The sequence below is a fragment of the Micrococcus sp. TCR-5 genome (assembly GCF_052220525.1).
GTDB lineage: Bacteria > Actinomycetota > Actinomycetes > Actinomycetales > Micrococcaceae > Micrococcus > Micrococcus luteus.
This window is the reverse complement of sequence record NZ_JBQPDO010000007.1, coordinates 17,013-38,806: the sequence shown is the minus strand read 5'-3', so window position 1 is coordinate 38,806 and position 21,794 is coordinate 17,013. Positions and strand designations below refer to the sequence as shown.

The window sequence follows — 21,794 nt, the reverse complement described above, 5'->3', positions numbered from 1 at the left end:
CGTGTCCGCCGCTCCGGGTAGCGTGAGGCGCGTGACTTGGCATGAGAGCATCCGCGCCGGCTTCGACCTCGAGACCACCGGACGTGATCCGCGCACCGCGCTGATCGTGACCGCCACCCTGGTGATGGTGGACGAGCAGGGCCGCGCCGCGTCGTCGGCCGAGTGGCTCGTGGACCCGGGCGTGCCCATCCCGGCCGAGGCGGCCGAGGTCCACGGCGTCACCACGGAGCGGGCGCAGGCGGAGGGCATGCCCGCCGCGCAGGGTGTCACGGAGATCACCGAGACCCTGCGGGACCTGTTCGCCGCGGGCATCCCCGTGGTGGCGTTCAACGGCGTGTACGACTTCACGGTGATGGACCGGGAGGCGCGCCACCACGGGCTGACGCCGCTCGAGGCCCGCCCCGTGATCGACCCGTTCGTGCTGGACAAGCAGGTGGACCGGTTCCGCAAGGGCAAGCGCACGCTCTCCGCGGTGTCCGAGCACTACGGGGTGACCCTGGAGAACGCGCACACCTCCGCGGCGGACGCCCTCGCCGCCGTCCAGGTGGCCGACGCCCTGGCCGCCCGGTACGAGCAGCTGCGCGTCGCGCCGGTGGACCTGCACGAGCGGCAGGTCCGCTGGAAGGCCGAGCAGGCGGAGAGCTTCGAGCAGTACCTGCGACGCAAGGACCCGCAGGCCACCGTCTCGCGCCACTGGCCGGTCGAGGCCGAGCGCTGAGCGCCCGGCCCCGACCCGCACCCGGGTCTCAGCCCTGGGGCGTCGCCGCCGCGGCCGCCTTCGCCGCGGCCGGCAGCGCGTCGAGCACCCGGGTGACCGCCGCGTCGTCGTGGGCGGCGGAGACGAACCAGGCCTCGAACACGGACGGCGGCAGGTACACGCCGGAGGCCAGCAGCGACTGGAAGAACGGGGCGTAGCGGAAGACCTCCTGGCCCTGGGCGTCCCGGTAGTCCCGCACGCCGGTGCCGGAGGTGCCGAACGCCAGGGAGAACAGGGTGCCGGCCCGCTGGATCGAGTGGTCCACGCCCTCGGCGTCGAGCGCGGCCACGAGGCCCTCGCGCACGGCGTCCGAGGCGCGCGTCACGGCCGCGTAGACGGCCTCGTCGGCGCGGGAGAGCGTGGCGTGGCCGGCGGCCATGGCCACCGGATTCCCGGAGAGGGTGCCGGCCTGGTACACGGGGCCGAGCGGGGCCAGGTGGTCCATGATCTCGGCGGAGCCGCCCAGGGCGGCCGCGGGCATGCCGCCGCCGATCACCTTGCCGAAGCACCAGACGTCCGGGGTCCAGCCCTCGGGCTGTCCGGACAGGCCCCAGCCGCCCGTGGCGGTGGCGCGGAAGCCGGTGAGCACCTCGTCCCAGATCAGCAGCGCGCCGTGGCGGCGGGTGATCTCGCGCAGGAACGCGTTGAAGCCCTCGGCGGGCTCCACGACGCCCATGTTGCAGGGCACGGCCTCCGTGATGAGCGCGGCGATGCGCTCGCCGTGCTCGGCGAACACGGCCTCGACGGCGGCGCGGTCGTTGTAGTCCACCACGAGGGTCTCGGAGGCGGCGGCCTCGGTGACGCCCGCGGAGCCGGGCAGGGCGGCGGTCGCCACGCCCGAGCCGGCCGCGGCCAGCAGGCCGTCCGAGTGGCCGTGGTAGCAGCCGGCGAACTTCACGATCAGGTTGCGGCCGGTCACGCCGCGGGCCAGGCGCAGGGCCGTCATGGTGGCCTCGGTGCCGGTGGACACGAAGCGCACGCGCTCGACCGGGACCTTGGAGGCGATCAGCTCGGCCAGCGCGGTCTCCTCCAGCGTGGAGGTGCCGAAGCCGAGGCCGCGGTCCACGGCGGCGTGCACGGCCTCGACGACCTCGGGGTGCTGGTGGCCCAGCAGCATGGGGCCCCACGAGCAGACCAGGTCCACGTACTCGTTGCCCTCGACGTCGGTCAGGTACGGGCCGCGTGCGCCGGCCATGAACCGGGGCGTGCCGCCCACCGAGCCGAAGGCGCGCACGGGTGAGTCGACGCCGCCGGGGATGACGGCCTGGGCCGCGGCGAAGGCGGCGGCGTTGGTGGTCGGCTGGGACGCGGTCACAGGGACCCCTCCTTCATCCAGCGGCCGAGCTCGGCCGCCCAGTAGGTGAGCACGGAGTCGGCGCCGGCGCGCCGGATGGAGAGCACGGACTCGACGATCGAGGCCTTCCGGTCGATCCAGCCGTGCGCGGCGGCGGCCTCGATCATCGCGTACTCCCCCGAGATCTGGTACGCGGAGACGGGCACGTCCGCCATGTCCGCCACGTCGCGCACGATGTCCAGGTAGCTCATCGCGGGCTTGACCATCACCATGTCCGCGCCCTCCTCGAGGTCGAGGGCGACCTCGAGCAGGGCCTCGCTCCGGTTGGCGGCGTCCATCTGGTAGGTCTTGCGGTCGCCCGTGAGCTGGGAGTCGACGGCGTCGCGGAACGGCCCGTAGAACGCCGAGGAGTACTTCGCGGCGTAGGCGAGGATCGCGGTCTCGTGGTGGCCGGCGCCCTCGAGGGCCTCCCGGATCACGCGGACCTGGCCGTCCATCATCCCGGAGGGGCCGAGCACGTCCGCACCGGCCTCGGCCTGCGCGACGCCCATCCGGGCGTAGATCTCCAGCGTCGCGTCGTTGTCCACGGTGCCCTCGGCGGTGAGCACGCCGCAGTGGCCGTGGTCGGTGAACTCGTCCAGGCACAGGTCGGACATCACGACGAGCCCGTCCCCCACCTCCGCCTTCACGTCCCGGATGGCCCGGTTCAGGACGCCGTCCGGGTCCAGGGCGGCGCTGCCGACGGCGTCGCGCGTGGTCGGCACGCCGAACAGCATGATGCCGCCCAGGCCCAGCTCGGCGGCCTCGGCCGCGGCGGCCTTGAGCGAGTCCGCGGTGTGCTGCACGACGCCCGGCATCGAGGCGATCGGCACGGGCTCGGCGGCGCCCTCCTTGATGAAGGCCGGCAGGATCAGCTCGGCGGGGTGCAGGCGCGTCTCAGCGACGAGGCGGCGCATCGCGGCGGACCGGCGCAGACGCCGGGGACGGTGCAGCGGGAAGGACATGACGGGGTCACACGCTCCTGGTTCGGGGACCCGTCCAGTCTAGGCGCGGAGGCTGACCGCGCGCCGGGTACAGTCATGGCGCCCCGTCCGCCGTCGAGAGGCCCGTGATGCCCCCGCGCCTGCGCCCCGGTCAGACCCTGCTGCTGGCCTCGCTCGTCTTCGGCCTGTTCTTCGGCGCGGGCAACCTGATCTTCCCCGCCGGCCTGGGCCGGGATGCGGGCGCCGCGGTCACGCCGGCCACGCTCGGCTTCCTCGTCACGGCGGTGGGGCTGCCGGTTCTGGGCATCGTCGCCTCGGCGGTGACGGGGGCGCGCTCGGTCCGTGAGATGACGGCGCCCGTCTCCCGGCGCTTCGCCGTGGCGTTCACGTGCCTGCTGTACCTGACGATCGGCCCCCTCTTCGCCATCCCCCGCACCGCCACGGTGTCCTATGAGATCGGTGTCGCGCCCCTGGCGGGCGACGGCGGCCTGCGGCTGCTCGGCTTCACGGCGGCGTTCTTCGCGGTCGCCGCGGTCGCGGCGTTCCGTCCGGGCCGGCTCATGGAGTGGGTGGGGCGGTACCTGACCCCGGCGTTCCTGGTCCTGCTCGGCGCCCTGGTGGCGGCCGCCGTCGTGGCCCCGATGAGCACGGGCGCCCTGCCCTCGCCGACCCCCGCCTACGCCGACGGGGCGCTCGTGCGGGGCCTGCTGGACGGCTACGCCACGATGGACGCGCTCGCCTCGCTCGCCTTCGCGGTCGTGATCGTCGACGCCGCCCGGCGCCTGGGCGTGACGGGCCCGCGCCGCATGGCGGTGGAGCTGGGCAAGGCGGGGCTGCTCGGCGGCGCGGCGATGACGGTGGTCTACGCCTCGCTGGCGTACATCGGCGCCACGAGCCACGGCGCGTTCGCGCAGGCCACGAACGGCGGCGACGTCCTCGCCCGCAGCGCGAGCCACTTCTTCGGCACGGCGGGCGCGTACCTCATCGCGGCCATCGTCTTCGTCGCGTGCCTGAAGACCTGCATCGGACTGATCGTGGCGTGCGCCGAGATGTTCGCGGAGATGTTCCCCGGGTCCTACCGGCTGTGGGCGGGCCTCTTCCTCGTGGTGTCCTTCGCGCTCGCCAACCTGGGCCTGGAGGCGATCATCGCCTGGTCCGTCCCGGTGCTGATGTTCCTCTACCCGATCGCCGTCGTCGTCATCCTGCTCGGCCTCGCCTGGGCCTGGGTGCGGGACCGCCCGGCGGTGGCCCGCTGGGTGGTCGCCTGCACGGGGCTCGCCGCCTTCTTCGACCTGCTGGGCGCCCTGCCGGAGGCGCTCGTGACGACGCCGCCCGTCACCGCCCTGACGGGCCTGGCCGGCCGGGTGCTGCCCGGCTACGCGGTCGGCTTCGGCTGGGTGGTCCCGGCGCTCGTCGGGCTGGTCGTCGGCACGCTGGCCGCCGCCTCGCGGCCCCGCTCCCGCCGGGGCGAGCGGGAGGCGATCCCGGTCACCGCCGGCCACGGGCGCACCGCCGCCGACTAGGGTGGGACACATGCCCGAACCCACCCCCGCATCCCTGCGCATCGCCGTCCTGATGGACAGCGACAACGTCTCCCCCAAGTTCGCCCCCCTGATCCTCGAGGAGCTCGCCACCTACGGCACCCCCACGATCAAGCGCGCGTACGGCGACTGGACCACGACCAACCTCAACGGCTGGAAGAAGGCGCTGAACCACCACGCGATCCAGCCGGTCCAGCAGTTCGCCTACACCGTGGGCAAGAACTCCTCGGACTCCGCGCTCATCATCGACGCGATGGACCTGCTCTGGATGGGCAACGTGGACGCGTTCGCCCTCGTCTCCTCCGACTCCGACTTCACGCGCCTGGCCACCCGCCTGCGCGAGGGCGGCAAGCGCGTGATCGGCCTGGGCGCCCGCAAGACCCCCGCCTCCCTGCGCAACGCCGTGGACCAGTTCATCTACCTCGAGCTGCTCGGCACCGCCACGGACCACGACGTCGACGACGACGAGACCGGCGAGGACGCCCCCGCCAAGGAGGAGAACGCCAAGGCGTCCGAGGGCTCCGGCCGCTCGGGGTCCCGCCGCGGCGGTCGAGGCCGCGGTCGCGGGGCAAAGACCACCGACGCCACCGACACCCCCGAGGCCACGGACGCGGACGCGGAGGCCCCCGCTGTCGACGAGGCCCCTGCTGCCGACGAGGCCCCCGCCGCCGACGAGGCGCCCGCCGGGGACGCCGCCGCCGGCAAGGACGGGAAGGCCGCGGAGGCGAAGTCCGGGGCCGGTCGGCGGGGCCGCCGTGCGTCGTCGTCGGACGTCACCGAGGACCCGACCCCGCCCGAGGTGCCGGTCGAGGCCGAGCCCGAGCACGACGAGGCCGACGCCGCCCCGCGCATCGACCTGCAGGCCGCGCTCACCAAGGCCGTCAACGCCACGAGCACCGACGACGGCTGGGCCACGCTGTCCCTGATCGGCCAGCACCTGAGCCGCACCCACGTGGACTTCGACCCGCGCGACTTCGGGCACTCCAAGCTCTCCACCCTCGTGGAGGACCAGCCGTACCTGCGCACCCGCACCGAGGGCCGGACCATGGAGGTCTCGCTGGTCCGCCGCCGCAGCCGCCGCGCCGAGGGCTGAGCGGCACGGCCCGTCGTCCCCCGCGGCCGGCGGGCCGGTCAACCGGCCGTTCACCCGCCGGCCACCCGCCCACCACGCCCGCCCGGTAGGCTCCCCGCCATGGGGAACACTCTGGGCTTCCTGCGCGGCGTCGACCGCCTGCACGCCTTCTACACGGAGAACGTGCGCATGCTCGCGCACGCGTACGACCTGACGGACGAGGAGGCCTCGGAGCTGCTCGCCAACACGGGCTTCACCAACGTCTCGGTCGCCATCCTGCGCGGCCCGCGGGTGGACATCATGGCCGCCGCCACCGGCGTGCCGCAGGACGAGAAGCACGACGCCGGCCCGGCGCCGTCGGAGGACGACGCGCCCGACCCGGACGGCGACCGCCCCGACTGAGCCTCGCCTCGCGTGCGGCCGGGCGGCTCAGGCCGCACCGCGCAGCACGGCCAGCACTCCGGCCGCGTCCGGCGTGGGGGCCGTCCCGAGCAGGGGCAGACCCCGCCGCGCGCACGTGTCACGGGTCGGCGCGCCGATCGCCACGAGCCGCACCCGCTCCCCCACCAGTGGCGTCAGACCCGCGGCCACGAACTCCTCCGCCGCGGACGAGCTGGTGAGCACCACGGCGGTCCCCGCCGCGACCGCGGCCAGCCGCGCGGGCGTCACGACGTCCCCCCGGCCCTCGTCCGCCGCCCCGTCGAGCAGCCGCCTGCCGGCCTGCGCCGGATACGGCACCGTCCGGTAGGCGAGCCCGGTCCGCACGTCCCAGCCCGCCGCGCGCAGGCCGTCGGCGAGGCGGGACCGGGCCCGATCGGACTGGGGCAGCCACGCGCGGGCGCCGCGGGGATGCAGGGCGGCGAGTCCGGCGATCAGGCCCTCGGCGGAGCGGTCCTCGGGCGGCAGCCACGGCGCCGCGTCGCAGCCCGCCTCGGTCAGCACCCGTGCCGTGCCCGGTCCGGTGACCGCGATCCGCGCGCCCGCCGGGACATGGCCGTCCCAGCCGACGGCCCTGAGCGCGCGCACGGTGTTGGGGCTCGTCAGCACGAGCCAGCGGGACCCGTCCGAGCGCACCGGCCCGGCCGCATCACCGTCGGCCCCCGCCCAGTCCGCGAGCAGCGCGCGCAGGGGGCCGTCGTCGTCGGGCAGCGCGAAGTCGGTCAGCGGCAGGAAGCCGACCCGCAGCCGCCGCCCCGCCACCTCGGTGCCGGCGAGACCGGCCTCGAGGTCGCCGGCCTGGGCCGGCTGGCGGGTGAGCAGGACGCGCATCTCAGGCCGGGTCGTCGGGGCGCGGGGCGCCGTCGCCCCGGTCCACCCCGCGCACCGTGCCGGGCAGCAGGTCGGCGCCCTCGGCCACGAACTGCTCGGCCACGTGCACGCCGAGTGCCTCCGCGGCCACGAACAGGGTGTCCTCGAGCCACTCGTCGGCGGCCGCCGGGTCGCCGGCCACGTCGGCCGGCACCGGGTCGAGCTGCACGGACGAGGTCCGGCGCAGCACGCGCGAGCCGTCGAGGGCGGCCACCATCGCGGTCATCTCGATGCGCGGCGCGCCGGCCTCGCCGTCGGTCACGCGGGCCACGGCCCCGATCGGCGCGGCGCAGCCGGCCTCGAGGCGGCGCAGCAGGGCCCGCTCGGCGGTGACCGCCACGTGGGTGTCCCGATCGTCGACCAGCTCGAGGGCGGCGTGCAGCCTCCCGACCGGCGCCTCGGGGTCCAGGAGCGCCCGACCGAGGAAGGACTCGTCCTCGGCCCGGATCTCCACGGCCAGGGCGCCCTGCCCGGGGGCGGGCACCATGACCTCCGGGTCGATCCGCTCGGTGATCACGTGGTCCAGGCCGAGCCGGTCGAGCCCGGCACAGGCCAGGATCACGGCGTCGAGGTCACCGCGGGGCGAACCCGCGGCGGCCGGGGCGTGATCGTCGTGCTGCTCCAGCCCGGGCACGCGGGCCAGGCGGGTCTGCACGTTGCCGCGGATGTCCACCAGCTCCAGATCCGGGCGCAGCGCCTTGAGCTGGGCCACGCGGCGCGGCGAGCCCGTGCCCACCCGGGCGCCCTCGGGCAGGGTCGCCAGGGTGAGGCCGTCGCGGGCGCACAGGGCGTCCCGCAGGTCGGCCCGGGCCGGCACCGCGGCGATCTCGAGGGTCTCCGGTTGGACGGCCGGCAGGTCCTTGAGCGAGTGCACGGCCGCGTCCACGACGCCGTCGAGCACGGCGGCCCGCAGCGCCGAGGCGAACACGCCGGTGCCGCCCAGCGAGGCCAGCGAGCCGGTGGTGACGTCGCCCTCGGTGCGGATCACCACCAGCTCGTGGGCCAGGCCGGAGCGCTCCGTGAGCGTCTCGGCCACGTGGGTGGTCTGCGTGGTCGCCAGGGCGGAGCCCCGGGTGCCGATGCGCAGGGGGGTCACGGTCTCAGGCCTCCTCGGCGGGGGCCGCGGCGCCCGCCTCGTGCTCGGCCAGCCCGCGCACGGCGGCGTCGACAGCGGACGTCGTCGGCCGCGTCGAGCCGTCCCGCATCACCTTGACGCAGCAGTCCGGCCGGCACACGTCGTACCACGCCGGGAAGCAGCCGACCGCGGCGCGACCCTCGCGCCGGCCCAGCCGCTCCTCCACGATGTCCACGAGCCCGGCCACGAACCGCGGGTCGGTGCCCGGGGTGGGGCTGCGACGGAACCCCACGCCCAGCCCCTCGGCGGTCTCCTTGGCCTCGGTGTCGAGGTCCCAGACCACCTCCATGTGGTCCGAGACGAACCCCAGCGGCACGACGATGAAGCCCGCCACGGCACGCCCCTGCGCGTCCGTCTCGGCGCCCTCGCCCGCGAGGTGCTCCATCGCGTCGTTGATGTCCGGCTCGAGCCACGGCACCGAGGGCGGGCCGGAGCGCGACTGGTACACGAGCGACCACGGCACGTCCGCGGCCTCGGGCACGCCGGCGAGGATCTCGCGGGCCACATCGAGGTGCTGCGCCGAGTACACGTCCGCACCCTCATCGCCCGGCTCCGCCCCCGCCTGCGCGCGCAGGTCGGCGGCGAGGCCGCGCGGGCCGGCGGCGGCGGCGTCGGAGGTGGGGATCGAGTGGGTCGCGAAGAGCACGTGGATCCGCGCGTCGTCCCCCAGCTCCGCGCGCAGCGAGGCCAGGTCCGCGCGCAGGCCGTCCCGGAACGGCTCGATGAAGCCGGGGTGGTTGAAGTACTGGCGCGTCTTGTCCAGGTCCACCTTCCCGGTCAGGCCGGTCTGCTCCAGGGCCATGCCCATGTCCTCGCGGTACTGGCGGCACGAGGAGTAGCAGGAGTACGCGGAGGTGGTGACCGTCAGGATGCGGCGGTGCCCGTCGGCGTGCATCCGCGCGAGGGTGTCCGGGAAGTAGGGCTCCCAGTTGCGGTTGCCCCAGTACACGGGCAGGTCCAGGCCGCGGGCGGCCAGCTCGGCCTCGATGGCCGCCTTCAGCGCGCGGTTCTGCGCGTTGATGGGGCTGACGCCGCCGTTGGCGCGGTAGTGGGTGGCGACCTCCTCGAGGCGCTCGTCCGGGATGCCGCGCCCGCGCGTGACGTTGCGCAGGAACGGGATCACGTCGTCCTGGCCCTCGGGCCCGCCGAAGGAGGCGAGCAGCAGGGCGTCGTAGTCCTTGGGGGCCATCACGCCGCACACGTCGTAGTCGACGCCGGCGGCGGCCTTCTCGGGCGTCCGGAGGGCCGGGGCGACGCCGGCGTCCGGGCCGGTGTGGACGGGCGCGTCGGCGCGGGGCTCGGGGGCGGTAGTCATCAGGCCAGCACCTCCGCGATCTCGGCGGTCTCCAGACGGCGTCCGGTGTAGAACGGCACCTCGCTGCGCACGTGCAGGCGGGTCTCGTTGTTGCGCAGGTGGCGCATCATGTCCACCAGGTCCGTCAGCTCGTCCGCCTCGAGGCCCAGCAGCCACTCCCAGTCGTTCAGGCCGAACGCGCTGGTGGTGTTCGCCCACACCTGCGGGAAGTCCTGGCCGAGCTGGCCGTGCTCGCGGAGCATGCGGGCCCGCTCCTTCGGGTCCAGCAGGTACCAGTCGTACGAGCGCACGAACGGGTAGAAGCACAGCCACTTCAGGGCCTTGCGGCCCATGGCGAAGGCGGGGACGTGGTCCTTGTTGAACTCGGCCATGCGATCTGCGCCCATGGCCGAGAGCACCATCGTGGTGCCCTCGAGCAGACGGGTGCGGCGCAGCTCGCGGATGGCGGCCTGCAGGTCCTCGGGCACCTGGCCGTACATCCACACCATGACGTCGCCGGCCTCGCGCATGCCGGAGACGTCGTAGACGCCGCGCACGGTCACGCCGGTCTGGGCCACCCGCGCGACGGCCTCGTCGAACTCCTTGGCGGCCTTCTTCGCGTCGCGGCCCTCCAGTCCCAGCCAGCCTGGCTCGCCCTGCGGGCGGGCGAACACGGTGTAGGTGGTGAACCAGTCCTTGCCGGCCTCGGCAGGGGTGGTGGTGCTGTCCTTGGTCATGGTCCTCTTCCTTGGGATCCGATTGCGTCAGGGGTGGTCTGGGGGCGAGGTCAGCCGGCGGGCGGTGCGTCGGCGCCGAGGGTGCGGTCCACGCCGGCGACGACGGCGGCCAGCCCGGTGCCGTGCACCCAGCTGCCCACGAGGTCGAGGCCGGGCACGTCCCGTGCCCAGTCGATCAGCGTGTCCGCCTTCGCGCGGTCGGGGCCGGCCTGCGGCGGGATGGAGCGGCGCCAGCGGGTGACGGTGCGGGCGACGACGTCCTCCTCCGCCAGCGGCACCCCGGTGAGAGTCGCCGTGTCCACGAGCGCCTGCGCGAGCAGCTCCTCGTCCGCGCTGCGATGGCCCAGGGCCTCGGGCCCGCCGCCCTGGCGGCCGTAGGACAGGCGCAGCACATGGCGGTGGGGGTGACGGGCGACGCCGTCCTCCTGCGGCCGCGCGACGACCTCGCGCAGCCACGCCCACTTGGCGGTGGCGTGGGTCAGGGCCTTGGCGGCCACGTCCGTCCCGGCGCCGACCAGCACTCCGGTGCCGCGTGGCGCGTCGTCCAGGCCCGCGGCCTCGACGACGAGCGTGGCCAGCGCGATGCCCTCGCCGAGGGCGGGACCGGCGTCGGGGTCCAGGGCCTCGGCCGAGAGCGGGGCCAGCAGGTCCCAGGCGGTGACGCCGTCCACGGCCAGCACGACGCGGTCCACGTCGAGCCCGCGGACGACCTCGTCGTCCCGGTCCGAGATCTGGGCCCACCAGCCGCCGGTGGCGGGCACGCGGGACAGGGCGGCCACCCGGACGCCGCGCAGGACGGTGGCCCCGTCCTCACGCAGCGCCTCGACGAGCCGACCGGTGAGGCGGACCATGCCGCCGTCCAGCCCGGCCACGAGCGAGCCGGGTGTCCCGGTGGACCGCAGCGCGGCGACGCCCGCGGCCAGCCCGCCGTGCTCCACGGCGGCGGCGAGCAGGCCGGGGGCCACGCGCGCCAGCTCGACGACCGCGGGGTCGGCCGAGTGGACTCCGGCGACGACGGGGGCCACGAGGCGGTCGAGCACCTCGTCGCCGAGGCGGTCGGCCACGACCTGCGCGACGGTCACCGGTTCACCGGCCGCGAGCGCGGCGGCCCAGCGATCCATGGGGGCCTCGGCGTCCTGCCGGGCGCGCTCCAGGCCGGCCGGCGTGAGGGCGGCGGCGAGGTCCTCGGCGTCGAGGTCGCCGGGGATGCCGACGATGCCGAGACGCGGGGCACGCACGGGGCCGGCGGGACCGTGCAGCCACGAGCCGAGGGGCTCGGGCGCGACGATCTTCTCGCCCAACCCGAGCTCCTCCACGAGCGCGCGCACGGCGGCGCCGCGGACGGCGAACGACTCGGCGCCGCCGTCGAGTTCGAGGGTCTGGGTCTCGGGGGCCCCGGTCTCGCCGTGCGAGGGGACGTCGAGGAAGCGCGGGGAGACCGCGCCCCCGAGCACGGAGGTGGCCTCGGCGAGGGTCACGTCCCAGCCCGCCGCGGACAGTCGGTGGGCCGCGACGAGGCCGGCGATGCCGCCGCCGACCACGAGCGCCGTGCCGCTCATGCGCGCTCCTCCCGCTCGGCGGTCTCGGCCCCCGGTGCCGGGTCCTGGCCCTCCCGCTCCGGCACGGGCAGGGAGTGGATCAGCTCGACCACGCGGGTCAGCACGGCCGCGTCCGTCTCCGGCGGCACGCCGTGGGCGAGGTTGACGACGTGACCGGGCGCGACGGCGCCGGAGGCGACGACGTCGCGCACGTGGGCCTCGAGGACCTCCCACGGGGCGGCGAGCAGGGCCGGGTCGATGTTGCCCTGCAGGGGCACGGCGCCGCGTCCGTCGGGGCCGGGGTTCGCGCTGAGCCGGCGGTGCGCCTCGGCGAGCGTGAGGCGGTGGTCCACGCCGACAGCGGTCGCGCCCGCGTCACGCATGTGGTGCAGGAACTCTCCGGTGCCCGTGCCGAAGTGCAGGAGCGGGGCGCCGTCGGGGACGCCGGGCCCGGCGAGGTCGGCGACATGGGCGAGGGCCGCCGTCGAGTGCGGCTGCACGTGCTCGAGGTAGTCGTCCGCCGAGAGCGAACCGGCCCACGAGTCGAACAGCTGCGCGGCGGAGGCGCCGGACTCGAGCTGGGCGCGCAGGAACTGGCCGGACACGGTGGCCGCCCAGCCGGCCAGGGCGGCCCAGGTCTCGGGGTCGGCGTGCATCATGCGTCGCGGGCCGAAGTGGTCGCGGGAGGGACGGCCCTCCACCATGTACGCCGCCAGCGTGAAGGGGGCGCCGGCGAAGCCGATCAGGGGGCGCGGGCCCAGCTCGGCGACGGTGGCCGCGACGGCCTCGCGGATGACGTCCAGGGCGGCGTCCTCGAGGACGGGCAGCGCGGCGACGTCGTCGGCGGTGCGGACGGCCTGGCCGAGCACGGGGCCCACGCCGGGCTGGATCTCCACGTCCACGCCCGCCAGGCGCAGGGGGACCACGATGTCCGAGAAGAAGATCGCTGCGTCGACGTCGTGGCGGCGCACCGGCTGCATCGTGATCTCCCGGACCAGGTCCGGCATGAGGCAGGAGTCGAGCATCCCGATCCCCTCGCGCACCCGGCGGTACTCGGGCAGCGAACGGCCGGCCTGCCGCATGAACCACACGGGGTGGCGGTCGGGGCGCTGGCCGCGCAGCGCGCGAAGGAGCGGGCTGGCCACGGTCGAGCGTGACGGATCCTCGGTGCGCAGCGGGTGCTCGGCGGGCAGTGCCGGGACGGCCGCGGGGGTCTCGGGGGTCTGGGACAGGGCGGACATGCCCCCAGTGTCCCACCGGTCGTGTCCCGGTGGCACATCAGCGTCCTCCGTGAGCGCCGTCACACTGGCCGACGGCACCCGGGTCAGGTCCGCCTTCCCGGACGGGCGGGGCGGTCGGGGCTAGACTTGGCCCGCTGTGACTGTCTTCTCTCTCGTCGCCTCCCACCATGACCTGGACCTGGACACGGTCGCCCGCCTCAGCGCCGGCGCGACCGGGGTCGGGCCCGCCCTGCCCGGCAGCGGCGCGGCGGGCGCCATCGTGCTGGCCACGTGCAACCGCGTGGAGATCTACGCCGAGGCCGACGGGGCCGGCGTCGAGGCCGCCCGCGCGGGGCTGCTGTCCGCCGTCGCCGCCTCCACCTCCCTGCCGGACGAGGACGTGCACGCCGCGTTCCGCACGCTCGACGCCGACGCCACGGCCCGTCACCTCTTCGAGGTCGGCGCCGGACTGGACTCCGCCGTGGTGGGCGAGCGCGAGATCGCCGGTCAGGTCCGACGCGCCCTGACGGCGGCCCAGGAGGCCGGCACCGCCTCGGGCCCGCTCGTCCGCCTCTTCGAGTCCGCCACGCGCACGGCCAAGGACGTCGGCTCCCGCACGGCGCTCGGCGCGGCCGGCCGCTCGGTCGTCTCCGTCGCCCTGGACCTCGCGGAGGAGCTGCGCGGTCTCACCGACGCCGCGGCCCAGCGCGACTTCTGGGCCGGGGCCACCATCCTGCTGATCGGCACGGGCGCCTACGCCGGCACCACGCTCGCGCAGCTGGCGGACCGGGGTGCGACCACCGTCGGCGTGCACTCGGCCTCGGGCCGCGCGGAGCAGTTCGTCGCGGACCGCGGCGGCTGGGCCCTCGCGCTCGGCGGCGAAGCCGTGGCCGGTGCCGTCGCCGAGGCGGACGTGATCATCGGCTCCTCCGGGGGCGAGCGCCAGATCAGCCCCGAGCGCCTGCAGGAGCTGCGCGAGGGCGGACGGCGCCCGCTCACGGTGGTCGACCTGGCCCTCTCGCGCGACTTCGCCCCCGCCGTCGCGGACCTGCCGGACGTCGACCTCATCACCCTCGAGTCGGTGCGGCTGGCCGCCCCCGAACAGGCCGAGGTCGCCGTCGCCGAGGCCCGCGCACTCGTGGACGACGCCGTCGAGGAGTACCGCGCGGCGCAACGCGGCCGCAGTGCCGACGCGGCGATCAAGGCCCTGCGCCGCCACACCCTCGGCGTGCTCGACCGGGAGCTCGAGCGCGTGCGCGCCCGCCACGGCTGCACGGCGGCCGCCGAGGAGGTGGAGTTCGCCCTGCGCCGCATGGTGAACCTGCTCCTGCACGAGCCCAGCGTGCGCGCCAAGCGACTCGCCGCCGAGGGCCGGCTCGACCGCTATGAGGACGCCCTCGAGGCGGTCTTCGGGATCGAGGCCCCCGGCCGCCCCGCCCCTGCCGTGGGCACGGTCGAGGCGGCCTGCCCCGCGCACGAGGACGAGGGCGGCGCCGCGCGCATCGCGTGAGCCCGCCCCGCGCCAGGAGGACCCCGTGACCGCCCACCCCGCCGCCACCGCGCCCGACGAGCCCGGGCGAGGCCGTCGTCTGCCCCGGCACGAGCGTCGCCGCCAGCTGCTGGACTGCGCCCGCGCGGTCTTCGCCGCGGAGCGGTACGCGGGGGCCTCCATGGAGCAGATCGCCGAGCGGGCCGAGGTCTCCAAGCCGGTCCTCTACCAGCACTTCCCCGGCAAGCACGAGCTCTTCCTCGAGCTGTTGGACGCCGAGGTCGCGAGCCTGCGCGCGCTCCTCGAGGCGGCGATGGACACCCGTCGGGGCAACCGTGCACGGGTGCGGGCCACCGTGGCCGCCGTGTTCGAGTACATGGCCTCCCCCGAGCGGACCCACCGCCTCATCTTCGACTCCGGCATCGACGGGGACCCGGAGGTGCGCACGCGGAGCGAGGCCGTGCACCGGCTGCTCTCCTCCGAGGTCGCGCGCACCATCCGCGCGGACACCACCGTGGCCGAGGCCGAGGCCGAGGTGCTCTCCCGCGGACTCGTCGGCTACCTCCTGGGCGCCGCCCGTCACTGGGCGGACCGGCTCGACGCCGACGCCCGCCCCGCCGCGGCTGAGATGGCCCGCACGGTGGACGCGCTCATCTGGCGCGGCCTCACCTCGTTGCCCTCCGCGGACGACGCCCCGCGCTGACCCGGCCGTCCGGCCCGTTTCGCCCGCGGGTGAACCTCGTGGGCGCCCGCCCACCTCACCGAGCGGTCCCGTAGGCTGACGGCGGACCGCACAGGACGCGACGAAGAGAAGAGGTTCCCCATGGAGATCCGCATCGGTGTGCAGCACGTCGGCCGCGAGGTCGTCATCGACAGCGAGCAGTCGGCGGACGAGGTCCGCTCCCTCGTGGACGCCGCCGTCGCCGACGGCACCCCGCTGGTCCTGGCGGACGCCAAGGGCCGCCAGGTGGTCGTCCCCGGCGACCGCATCGGCTTCGTGGAGATCGGCGCGAAGAAGTCGGGCCCGCTCGGGTTCGCCGCCTCCTGACCCGCCCGCACGCCCCGGTGATCCGCCGGGGCGTGCGTCGTCTCGGCCCCCTGCCCAGGAGCATCGCCATGTCCTCCCACGCCCTCGGCCTCCGCGGCCCTGCCGACCCGGCCCTGCTCGATCGCCTCGCCGCCCTGCGGACGGAGCTCGAGCTGCCGCCGGCCTTCCCCGCCCCCGTCCTGGCCGAGGCGGAGGCGGCCGCGCGTGAGGTGCACGCGGGCCTGACCGGGAGCCCGGACCACGCGGACCGCACGGCCCTGCCGTTCGTCACCGTGGACCCCGCCGGCTCCACGGACCTGGACCAGGCCCTGCTCCTGACCCCCGCCGACGACGACGGCATCCTCGTCCGCTACGCGATCGCGGACGTGCCCGCCTTCGTGGCCCCGGGCGGCGCCGTGGACGCCGAGGCCCGCCGTCGCGGCCAGACCGTGTACCTGCCGGACGGCCGGGTCCCCCTGCACCCGGAGGTGCTGAGCGAGGACGCCGCCTCCCTGCTGCCGGACCGCGAGCGCCCGGCGTTCGTGTGGACGTTCCTGCTGGACGCCGCGGGCGCCGTCGTCGAGATGGGCCTCGAACGCGCCCGCATCCGCTCCCGGGCGCAGCTGACGTACGGGCAGGTGCAGGCCTTCCTCGACGCACAGCCGGGGGCGCAGGCGCCGACGACGCCGCGTCCCGGGGTCACCGACGCGGACTTGGCCGCCGCCGAGGGGTGGCCGGCCGAGGTGCGCGACTCGCTGACGCTGCTGCCGGAGGTGGGCCGACGGCGGGCCGCGCAGGAGGCCGCCCGCGGCGGTGCCTCCCTGAACCTGCCGGACCAGGAGGTCCGTGTCACCGAGGACGGGGCGCACGAGCTCGTGCACCGGGCGCCGCTGCCGGCGGAGGAGCACAACGCCCAGCTCTCCCTGCTGACCGGCATGGCCGCGGCCGAGCTGATGCTGGCCGCCGGAGTCGGGATCCTGCGCACGATGCCGGCGCCGGACGCCGACGCCGTCGCCGCCTTCCGAGAGCGCACGCGCGCCCTGGGCGCCCCGTGGAACGAGGACCAGGACTACGGCGCCTACCTGCGTTCCCTCGACCCGGCCGACGCGCGGCACCTGGCGGTGCTGCACGCGGCCACCGGGCTGTTCCGCGGCGCCGGGTACACGGCCTTCGACGCGCAGGCCGAGGACCCGGCCCTGCGCACACCGCCGGCCGAACCGGCCCAGGCCGCGCTCGCCGCCCCCTACGCCCACGCCACCGCTCCCCTGCGCCGGCTCGTGGACCGCTTCGTCCTGGCCCTGTGCCACGCCCACGCCTCCGGCGCCCCCGCCCCCGCGTGGGTCCGCAGCGCCCTGCCCGAGCTGCCCGCCCTCATGGCGGACTCGTCGCGCCGGGCCTCGGCCGCGAGCCGGACGGCGGCGGACCTCGTGGAGGCGGCGGCGCTCGAGTCTCGCGTCGGCGCGGAGCTCGAGGGGATCGCGGTGCGCGAGGCGAAGGACGGCACGGAGGTGTGGCTGCTCGACCCGGCCGTGAGCCTGCGGGTGCCGGGCAGCGTCCCGGCGGGCACCCGGGTGCGCGTGCGGATCGAGGGCGTGGACCGCGCCTCGGGTGCGATCACGGCCGCGGGGGTAGACTGGTCGCACAGCTCACGCTGACCCAGGATGACCGGTCGCTCTCTGATCACCCTGACCCGCCGCCCGCGCCCCTGACGCCCGGGACGGCACCATGACCTGCCGGATCCGGCACGGCCCGCCTCGCACGGCGCGCCCAGCCCGGTTCCACGGGGCGCCGCCCGTCGGCCGCTCCGCGTGCTTGCCTCGCGATCGGCTTCCGCTTGAACCGCGCGCACGGCGGAGCCGGGCCCTCCGCCCGCCGTGACGACGCCCGACCAGGAACGCGAGTCGCCATGACCCAGAACTCCGAGCACACCCCCGCCCCCGCCGACGTCGACCCGACGGTCGCGGAGATCGCGGAGGACATCGTCACCGAGGACGCCGCCCCCGTGGCCCCCGAGCAGACCTTCGCCGACTTCGGGGTGCACCCCAAGATCGTCGAGGCCCTGGAGGCCAAGGGCATCGTCCACCCCTTCCCCATCCAGGCCATGACCCTGCCGGTCGCCCTCGGCGGCCACGACATCATCGGCCAGGCCAAGACCGGCACCGGCAAGACCCTCGGCTTCGGCATCCCCGCGCTGCAGCGCGCCATCGGCCCGGGTGAGCCCGGTTGGGACGGCCTCGAGGCCAAGGGCACCGCGGGCGCCCCGCAGGCCCTGATCGTCGCCCCGACGCGCGAGCTCGCCGTCCAGGTGGCCGGCGATCTCACGGCCGCCGCGGCCCGGCGCCCCCTGCGCATCGCCACCATCTACGGCGGCCGCGCCTACGAGCCGCAGATCGAGGAGCTGCAGCGCGGCGTCGAGATCGTCGTCGGCACCCCCGGCCGCCTCATCGACCTGATGCGCCAGCGCCACCTGCGCCTGGACCTGGTGAACACCGTGGTGCTGGACGAGGCCGACGAGATGCTGGACCTCGGCTTCCTCCCGGACGTCGAGACCCTGCTCGCCGCCGTCCCGGCCGTGCGCCAGACCATGCTGTTCTCGGCCACCATGCCGGGTCCCGTGGTCGCGATGGCGCGCCGTTACATGACGCAGCCCACCCACATCCGCGCGGCGGACCCGGAGGACGAGGGCCTGACGAAGAAGGACATCCGTCAGCTCGTCTACCGCGCCCACCACATGGACAAGGACGAGCTCGTGGCTCGCGCCCTGCAGGCGGAGGGCCGCGGCCGGACCATCATCTTCACGCGCACCAAGCGCACGGCAGCCCGCGTGGCGGACGAGTTGACGGCGCGCGGCTTCGCGGCCGGCGCGCTGCACGGCGACCTCGGCCAGGGCGCCCGTGAGCAGGCGCTGCGCGCGTTCCGCAACGGCAAGGTGGACATCCTCGTGGCCACCGACGTCGCGGCGCGCGGCATCGACGTCGACGACGTCACCCACGTGTTCAACTTCCAGGCGCCGGAGGACGAGAAGACCTACGTGCACCGCGTGGGCCGCACGGGCCGCGCCGGCAACAAGGGCGTGGCGGTGACCCTCGTGGACTGGGAGGACATGCCGCGCTGGTCCCTGATCGACAAGGCGCTCCGCCTCGGCCAGCCCGAACCGGTGGAGACCTACTCCTCCTCCCCGCACCTGTTCTCCGACCTCGGCATCCCGAAGGGCACGAAGGGCCGTCTGCCGCAGGCCAAGCGCGTGCTCGAGGGCCTCGAGGGCGAGACGCTCGAGGACCTCGGCGGCCCCGAGGCGAAGCAGCGCGACGGCGGCCGCGGACGGGGTCGCGAGGGCGGCCGGTCCCGCGACGGCGAGCGCGGCGGACGTGAGGGCGGCCGCGGCGGACGTGGCGGTCGGGGCCGGGGCGGCCGCTCCGGCGAGGGCCGTGACGCGGCGCGCGGCGGGGGCCGCGGCGAGCGCTCCGAGCGCTCGGGCCGGGGCCGTGGTGAGGCACCCGCCGAGCAGCGCGCCGAGGGCCGGGGCCGTGGTCGCGGCGAGGGCCGCGAGCGCACCGCCTCGCGCTCCGAGGCCCCCGCAGCCCGGACGCCGGAGCCGGTGGCCGGCGTCGAGCTCACGGAGGCCCGCCGGGCCGAGCGCGCCGAGGCCCGGGCCGAGGCCCGTCGTCGCCGGGGCGGCCGCACCCGCACGCGCCGCCGCAACGGCGAGGTCGTGGACGGCTGACCCTCCCGTCCGGGCCCCCGGGAGTCTTCTGCGCGAATGACCCTTCCGACCGCCGTGCAGGCGGCCGGAAGGGTCATTCGCGCAACGGATCCTCCGCCGTCGCCCGGGCCGTCCGGGTTCAGCCGCGGATGATCGCCGTGCCGGTGCCCTGCCGCTCGATCTCGGCGAGCACCTCCGCGCCCGTGGTGTGCTCGCCGATCGGATTGGGCTTGCCGGTGCCGTGGTAATCGGACGAGCCGGTGACGAACAGTCCGTGCCGGTCCGCGAACGCGCGCAGCCAGGTGCGCTCCTCCGCCGGGTTGTCCCGGTGCTCGACCTCGACCCCCGCCAGTCCGGCCTCGGCCATCTGCTCGAACACCTCGTCGCCCACCACGCGGCCCCGCATGCGCGCCCGGGGATGCGCGAACACCGGCACCCCGCCGGCGGCCCGGATGAGCGCAACCGCCTCGGCCGGGTCCGGGGCGAAGTGCGGCACGTAGTACTTGGACCGGCCGGCGAGGATCTCCCGGAACGCCGCGGACCGGTCCGGGACGGCCCCGATCGTCACGAGGGCGTCGGCCAGGTGGGGCCGGCCGATCGTCGCGTTCTCCGCCGCGTGCTCCTGGACCAGCTCCCACGTGATCGGGAAGTCCGCGCCCAGGCGCCGCACCATCTCCTGCGCCCGGATCAGCCGCGCGTCGCGGGCCAGGCCGACCTCCCGCAGCAGGGCGGGGTCCTCGGGGTCGTGCAGGTAGCTGAGCACGTGCACGCTCACGCCGTCGGCGGAGGTGCAGGACATCTCCATGCCGGGCACGAGCGTCAGCCCGGTCTCCCGCGCGGCGTGGGCGGCCTCGGCCCAGCCGGCGGTCGTGTCGTGGTCGGTGAGCGCGAGGCCGTCCAGCCCGGCCCGCGCCGCCGCACGCACCACGTCGGCCGGCGGCTCGGTGCCATCGGACTCGGTCGAGTGCGTGTGCAGGTCGTAGCGGGCCATGGCGGCCATGGTACCGAGACCCGCGCGCGGCGGCCCCGACCTGCCCGCGCCCACCGGTGCCATGATGGAGGGCATGACCGATGCCGCACAGCACCCCGCCCAGACCGCCCCCGACCAGCCCGCCGCCACCCCCGAGGCGGGCGCCGACGGCGCCGGCGCGGTGAACCCCCAGCCGCTGGCCGAGCGCGTCGACAACCGCTCGCAGCGCCCCGCCTCGAACGCCTTCCGCGACTTCATGGCCTCCGGCTGGGCGCCCTCGTCGCAGGCCCTGCCCGATCCCGACGCCTCTGCCCCGTACGCCGCCCGGCGGCGGGCCGCCGTCTCCGCGCGCTTCCCGGGCGAGCGGATCGTGGTGCCGGCCGGCCGCCTCAAGGTCCGCTCGAACGACACCGACTACCGCTTCCGCGGGCACTCCGCGTTCGCCCACCTGACGGGCCTCGGCGTGGACCACGAGCCGGACGCCGTGCTCGTGCTCGAGCCCGCGGACCCGGGCGCCGGCGACGACGGCACGGACCACACCGCCACCCTGTACTTCCGTCCCCTGGCCGGCCGGGACACCGAGCAGTTCTACGCGGACTCGCGCTCGGGCGAGTTCTGGATCGGCCCCCGTCCGACCCTGGCCGGCCTGGCCGCCCGCACGGGTCTGCGCACGGCGGGGCTCGAGGAGCTCGAGTCCGCCGTCACCAAGAACGTGGCCGCGGACGGCACCGCGGTGCGGCTGCTGGCCGAGACCGACCAGGACGTGGACGCGCTGCTGGCCGCCGTCCGGACCGAGGCCGGCGTGGACCTGGCCGCCGCGGCCGAGGCCGACGCCCAGACCGCCGAGTTCCTCTCCGAGCTGCGCCTGGTGAAGGACGCGTGGGAGGTCGAGCGGATGCGCGCCTCGGTGGCCGCGACCATCGCGGGCTTCGAGGACGTCGTGCGGGCCCTGCCGCGCGCCGTGGGACACGACCGCGGCGAACGCGTGGTCGAGGGCGCCTTCTTCGCCCGCGCCCGCCTCGAGGGCAACGACCTGGGCTACGACACGATCGCGGCCTCCGGCAACAACGCCACGATCCTGCACTGGATCCGCAACACGGGCACCGTGCGCCCGGGTGAGCTGCTCCTGCTCGACGCCGGCGTCGAGGACGACTCCCTCTACACCGCGGACATCACCCGCACCCTGCCCGTGTCCGGCACGTTCACGGACGTGCAGCGCCGCATCTACCAGGCGGTCCTCGACGCCGCGGACGCCGCCTTCGCGATCGTGCGCCCCGGCATCCGGTTCCGCGAGCTCCACGCCGAGGCCATGCGGGTGCTCGTCGACCGCCTCGACGGCTGGGGCCTGCTGCCGGTCTCGGCCGAGGTCGCGCTCTCGGACGAGGGCCAGCACCACCGGCGCTGGATGCCCCACGGCACCTCGCACCACCTCGGCCTCGACGTGCACGACTGCGCGCAGGCCAAGCGCGAGCTCTACCTGGACGGCGTGCTCGAGCCGGGCATGGTCTTCACGATCGAGCCGGGTCTGTACTTCAAGGAGGAGGACCTGGCCGTGCCGGAGGAGTACCGCGGCATCGGCGTGCGCATCGAGGACGACATCCTCGTGACCGAGGACGGGGCCGAGAACCTCTCCGCGGCCCTCCCCCGCACCCCGGACGAGATCGAGGCCTGGATGGCGCGGCTCCAGGCGTGATCCGGCGCGGAGGGCGCCCCTAGGGTTCGGACC

At 75.8% G+C, this 21,794-nt stretch carries 19 protein-coding genes; 10 read left to right on the top strand and 9 right to left on the bottom strand.

What is annotated here, in order from left to right:
• Positions 1 to 31: 31 nt before the first annotated feature.
• Positions 32 to 718 carry a 3'-5' exonuclease gene (locus tag ACTSKS_RS05710; RefSeq protein ID WP_036314335.1) on the top strand — a complete coding sequence of 229 codons (687 nt, stop codon included), beginning with the start codon at positions 32 to 34 and terminating at the stop codon, positions 716 to 718.
• A 28-nt stretch (positions 719 to 746) separates the two neighbouring features.
• Here the strand turns inward: ACTSKS_RS05710 and hemL are convergent, their stop codons facing one another.
• Positions 747 to 2,072: a glutamate-1-semialdehyde 2,1-aminomutase gene (hemL, locus tag ACTSKS_RS05705; protein WP_036314334.1), complete on the bottom strand. Its 1,326-nt coding sequence runs from the start codon at positions 2,070 to 2,072 to the stop codon at positions 747 to 749.
• A complete protein-coding gene (hemB, locus tag ACTSKS_RS05700) occupies positions 2,069 to 3,055 on the bottom strand; it encodes a porphobilinogen synthase (protein WP_036381100.1) in 987 nt (328 codons plus the stop codon). The genes hemL and hemB overlap by 4 nt, the downstream gene beginning before the upstream one ends.
• A 107-nt stretch (positions 3,056 to 3,162) precedes the next feature.
• Here hemB and brnQ point away from each other — a divergent pair, with 107 nt between their 5' ends.
• From brnQ to ACTSKS_RS05685, 3 genes are all read left to right on the top strand, one after another.
• Positions 3,163 to 4,557 (top strand): branched-chain amino acid transport system II carrier protein, encoded by a 1,395-nt coding sequence (gene brnQ, locus ACTSKS_RS05695; protein WP_095346900.1) that lies wholly within the window; start codon positions 3,163 to 3,165, stop codon positions 4,555 to 4,557.
• 10 nt (positions 4,558 to 4,567) lie between these two features.
• A complete protein-coding gene (locus ACTSKS_RS05690) occupies positions 4,568 to 5,668 on the top strand; it encodes an NYN domain-containing protein (RefSeq protein ID WP_049147277.1) in 1,101 nt (366 codons plus the stop codon).
• 99 nt (positions 5,669 to 5,767) lie between these two features.
• On the top strand, positions 5,768 to 6,049 hold the full coding sequence (locus ACTSKS_RS05685) for a hypothetical protein (protein WP_049147275.1): 282 nt from the start codon (positions 5,768 to 5,770) through the stop codon (positions 6,047 to 6,049).
• A 27-nt stretch (positions 6,050 to 6,076) separates the two neighbouring features.
• Here ACTSKS_RS05685 and ACTSKS_RS05680 read toward each other — a convergent pair whose 3' ends face one another.
• The 6 genes from ACTSKS_RS05680 to hemE are packed head-to-tail and all read right to left on the bottom strand — an operon-like array spanning position 6,077 to position 12,900.
• On the bottom strand, positions 6,077 to 6,916 hold the full coding sequence (locus ACTSKS_RS05680) for a uroporphyrinogen-III synthase (protein ID WP_049147273.1): 840 nt from the start codon (positions 6,914 to 6,916) through the stop codon (positions 6,077 to 6,079).
• A gap of 1 nt (position 6,917) precedes the next feature.
• Positions 6,918 to 8,051: a hydroxymethylbilane synthase gene (gene hemC / locus ACTSKS_RS05675; protein WP_049147271.1), complete on the bottom strand. Its 1,134-nt coding sequence runs from the start codon at positions 8,049 to 8,051 to the stop codon at positions 6,918 to 6,920.
• A 4-nt stretch (positions 8,052 to 8,055) separates the two neighbouring features.
• Positions 8,056 to 9,405, bottom strand: coding sequence for a ferrochelatase (locus tag ACTSKS_RS05670; RefSeq protein ID WP_119217194.1), 1,350 nt, complete (start codon positions 9,403 to 9,405; stop codon positions 8,056 to 8,058).
• Positions 9,405 to 10,121, bottom strand: a complete 717-nt coding sequence (gene hemQ / locus ACTSKS_RS05665) for a hydrogen peroxide-dependent heme synthase (protein WP_036314319.1) — start codon at positions 10,119 to 10,121, stop codon at positions 9,405 to 9,407. Before hemQ ends, ACTSKS_RS05670 begins: the two co-directional genes overlap by 1 nt.
• Positions 10,122 to 10,171: 50 nt before the next feature.
• The gene (locus ACTSKS_RS05660; protein ID WP_230282681.1) at positions 10,172 to 11,680 is read right to left on the bottom strand and encodes a protoporphyrinogen/coproporphyrinogen oxidase; all 1,509 of its coding nucleotides are present in this window, start codon (positions 11,678 to 11,680) and stop codon (positions 10,172 to 10,174) included.
• Complete coding sequence (gene hemE, locus ACTSKS_RS05655; protein ID WP_036314314.1) at positions 11,677 to 12,900, bottom strand: uroporphyrinogen decarboxylase; 1,224 nt, start codon at positions 12,898 to 12,900, stop codon at positions 11,677 to 11,679. The genes ACTSKS_RS05660 and hemE overlap by 4 nt, the downstream gene beginning before the upstream one ends.
• Before the next feature lie 136 nt (positions 12,901 to 13,036).
• Here hemE and ACTSKS_RS05650 point away from each other — a divergent pair, with 136 nt between their 5' ends.
• The 5 genes from ACTSKS_RS05650 to ACTSKS_RS05630 all read left to right on the top strand — a co-directional run bounded on the left by ACTSKS_RS05650 (position 13,037) and on the right by ACTSKS_RS05630 (position 19,119).
• A complete protein-coding gene (locus ACTSKS_RS05650) occupies positions 13,037 to 14,389 on the top strand; it encodes a glutamyl-tRNA reductase (protein WP_134415727.1) in 1,353 nt (450 codons plus the stop codon).
• A 25-nt stretch (positions 14,390 to 14,414) separates the two neighbouring features.
• Positions 14,415 to 15,071 (top strand): TetR/AcrR family transcriptional regulator, encoded by a 657-nt coding sequence (locus tag ACTSKS_RS05645; RefSeq protein ID WP_442927354.1) that lies wholly within the window; start codon positions 14,415 to 14,417, stop codon positions 15,069 to 15,071.
• Between the two features lie 120 nt (positions 15,072 to 15,191).
• Positions 15,192 to 15,416 (top strand): DUF3107 domain-containing protein, encoded by a 225-nt coding sequence (locus ACTSKS_RS05640; protein WP_002854967.1) that lies wholly within the window; start codon positions 15,192 to 15,194, stop codon positions 15,414 to 15,416.
• A 68-nt stretch (positions 15,417 to 15,484) separates the two neighbouring features.
• Entirely contained in the window at positions 15,485 to 17,050 is a 1,566-nt protein-coding gene (locus tag ACTSKS_RS05635; protein ID WP_442927353.1) for an RNB domain-containing ribonuclease, read from the top strand.
• 251 nt (positions 17,051 to 17,301) lie between these two features.
• A complete protein-coding gene (locus ACTSKS_RS05630; RefSeq protein WP_230259642.1) occupies positions 17,302 to 19,119 on the top strand; it encodes a DEAD/DEAH box helicase in 1,818 nt (605 codons plus the stop codon).
• Between the two features lie 118 nt (positions 19,120 to 19,237).
• On the opposite strand, the gene ACTSKS_RS05625 is transcribed toward ACTSKS_RS05630, so the two are convergent.
• Complete coding sequence (locus ACTSKS_RS05625; RefSeq protein ID WP_049147253.1) at positions 19,238 to 20,098, bottom strand: PHP domain-containing protein; 861 nt, start codon at positions 20,096 to 20,098, stop codon at positions 19,238 to 19,240.
• A gap of 64 nt (positions 20,099 to 20,162) precedes the next feature.
• Between ACTSKS_RS05625 and ACTSKS_RS05620 the strand changes: the two genes are divergently transcribed.
• Positions 20,163 to 21,761, top strand: coding sequence for an aminopeptidase P family protein (locus tag ACTSKS_RS05620; protein WP_442927352.1), 1,599 nt, complete (start codon positions 20,163 to 20,165; stop codon positions 21,759 to 21,761).
• Positions 21,762 to 21,794: the final 33 nt, after the last annotated feature.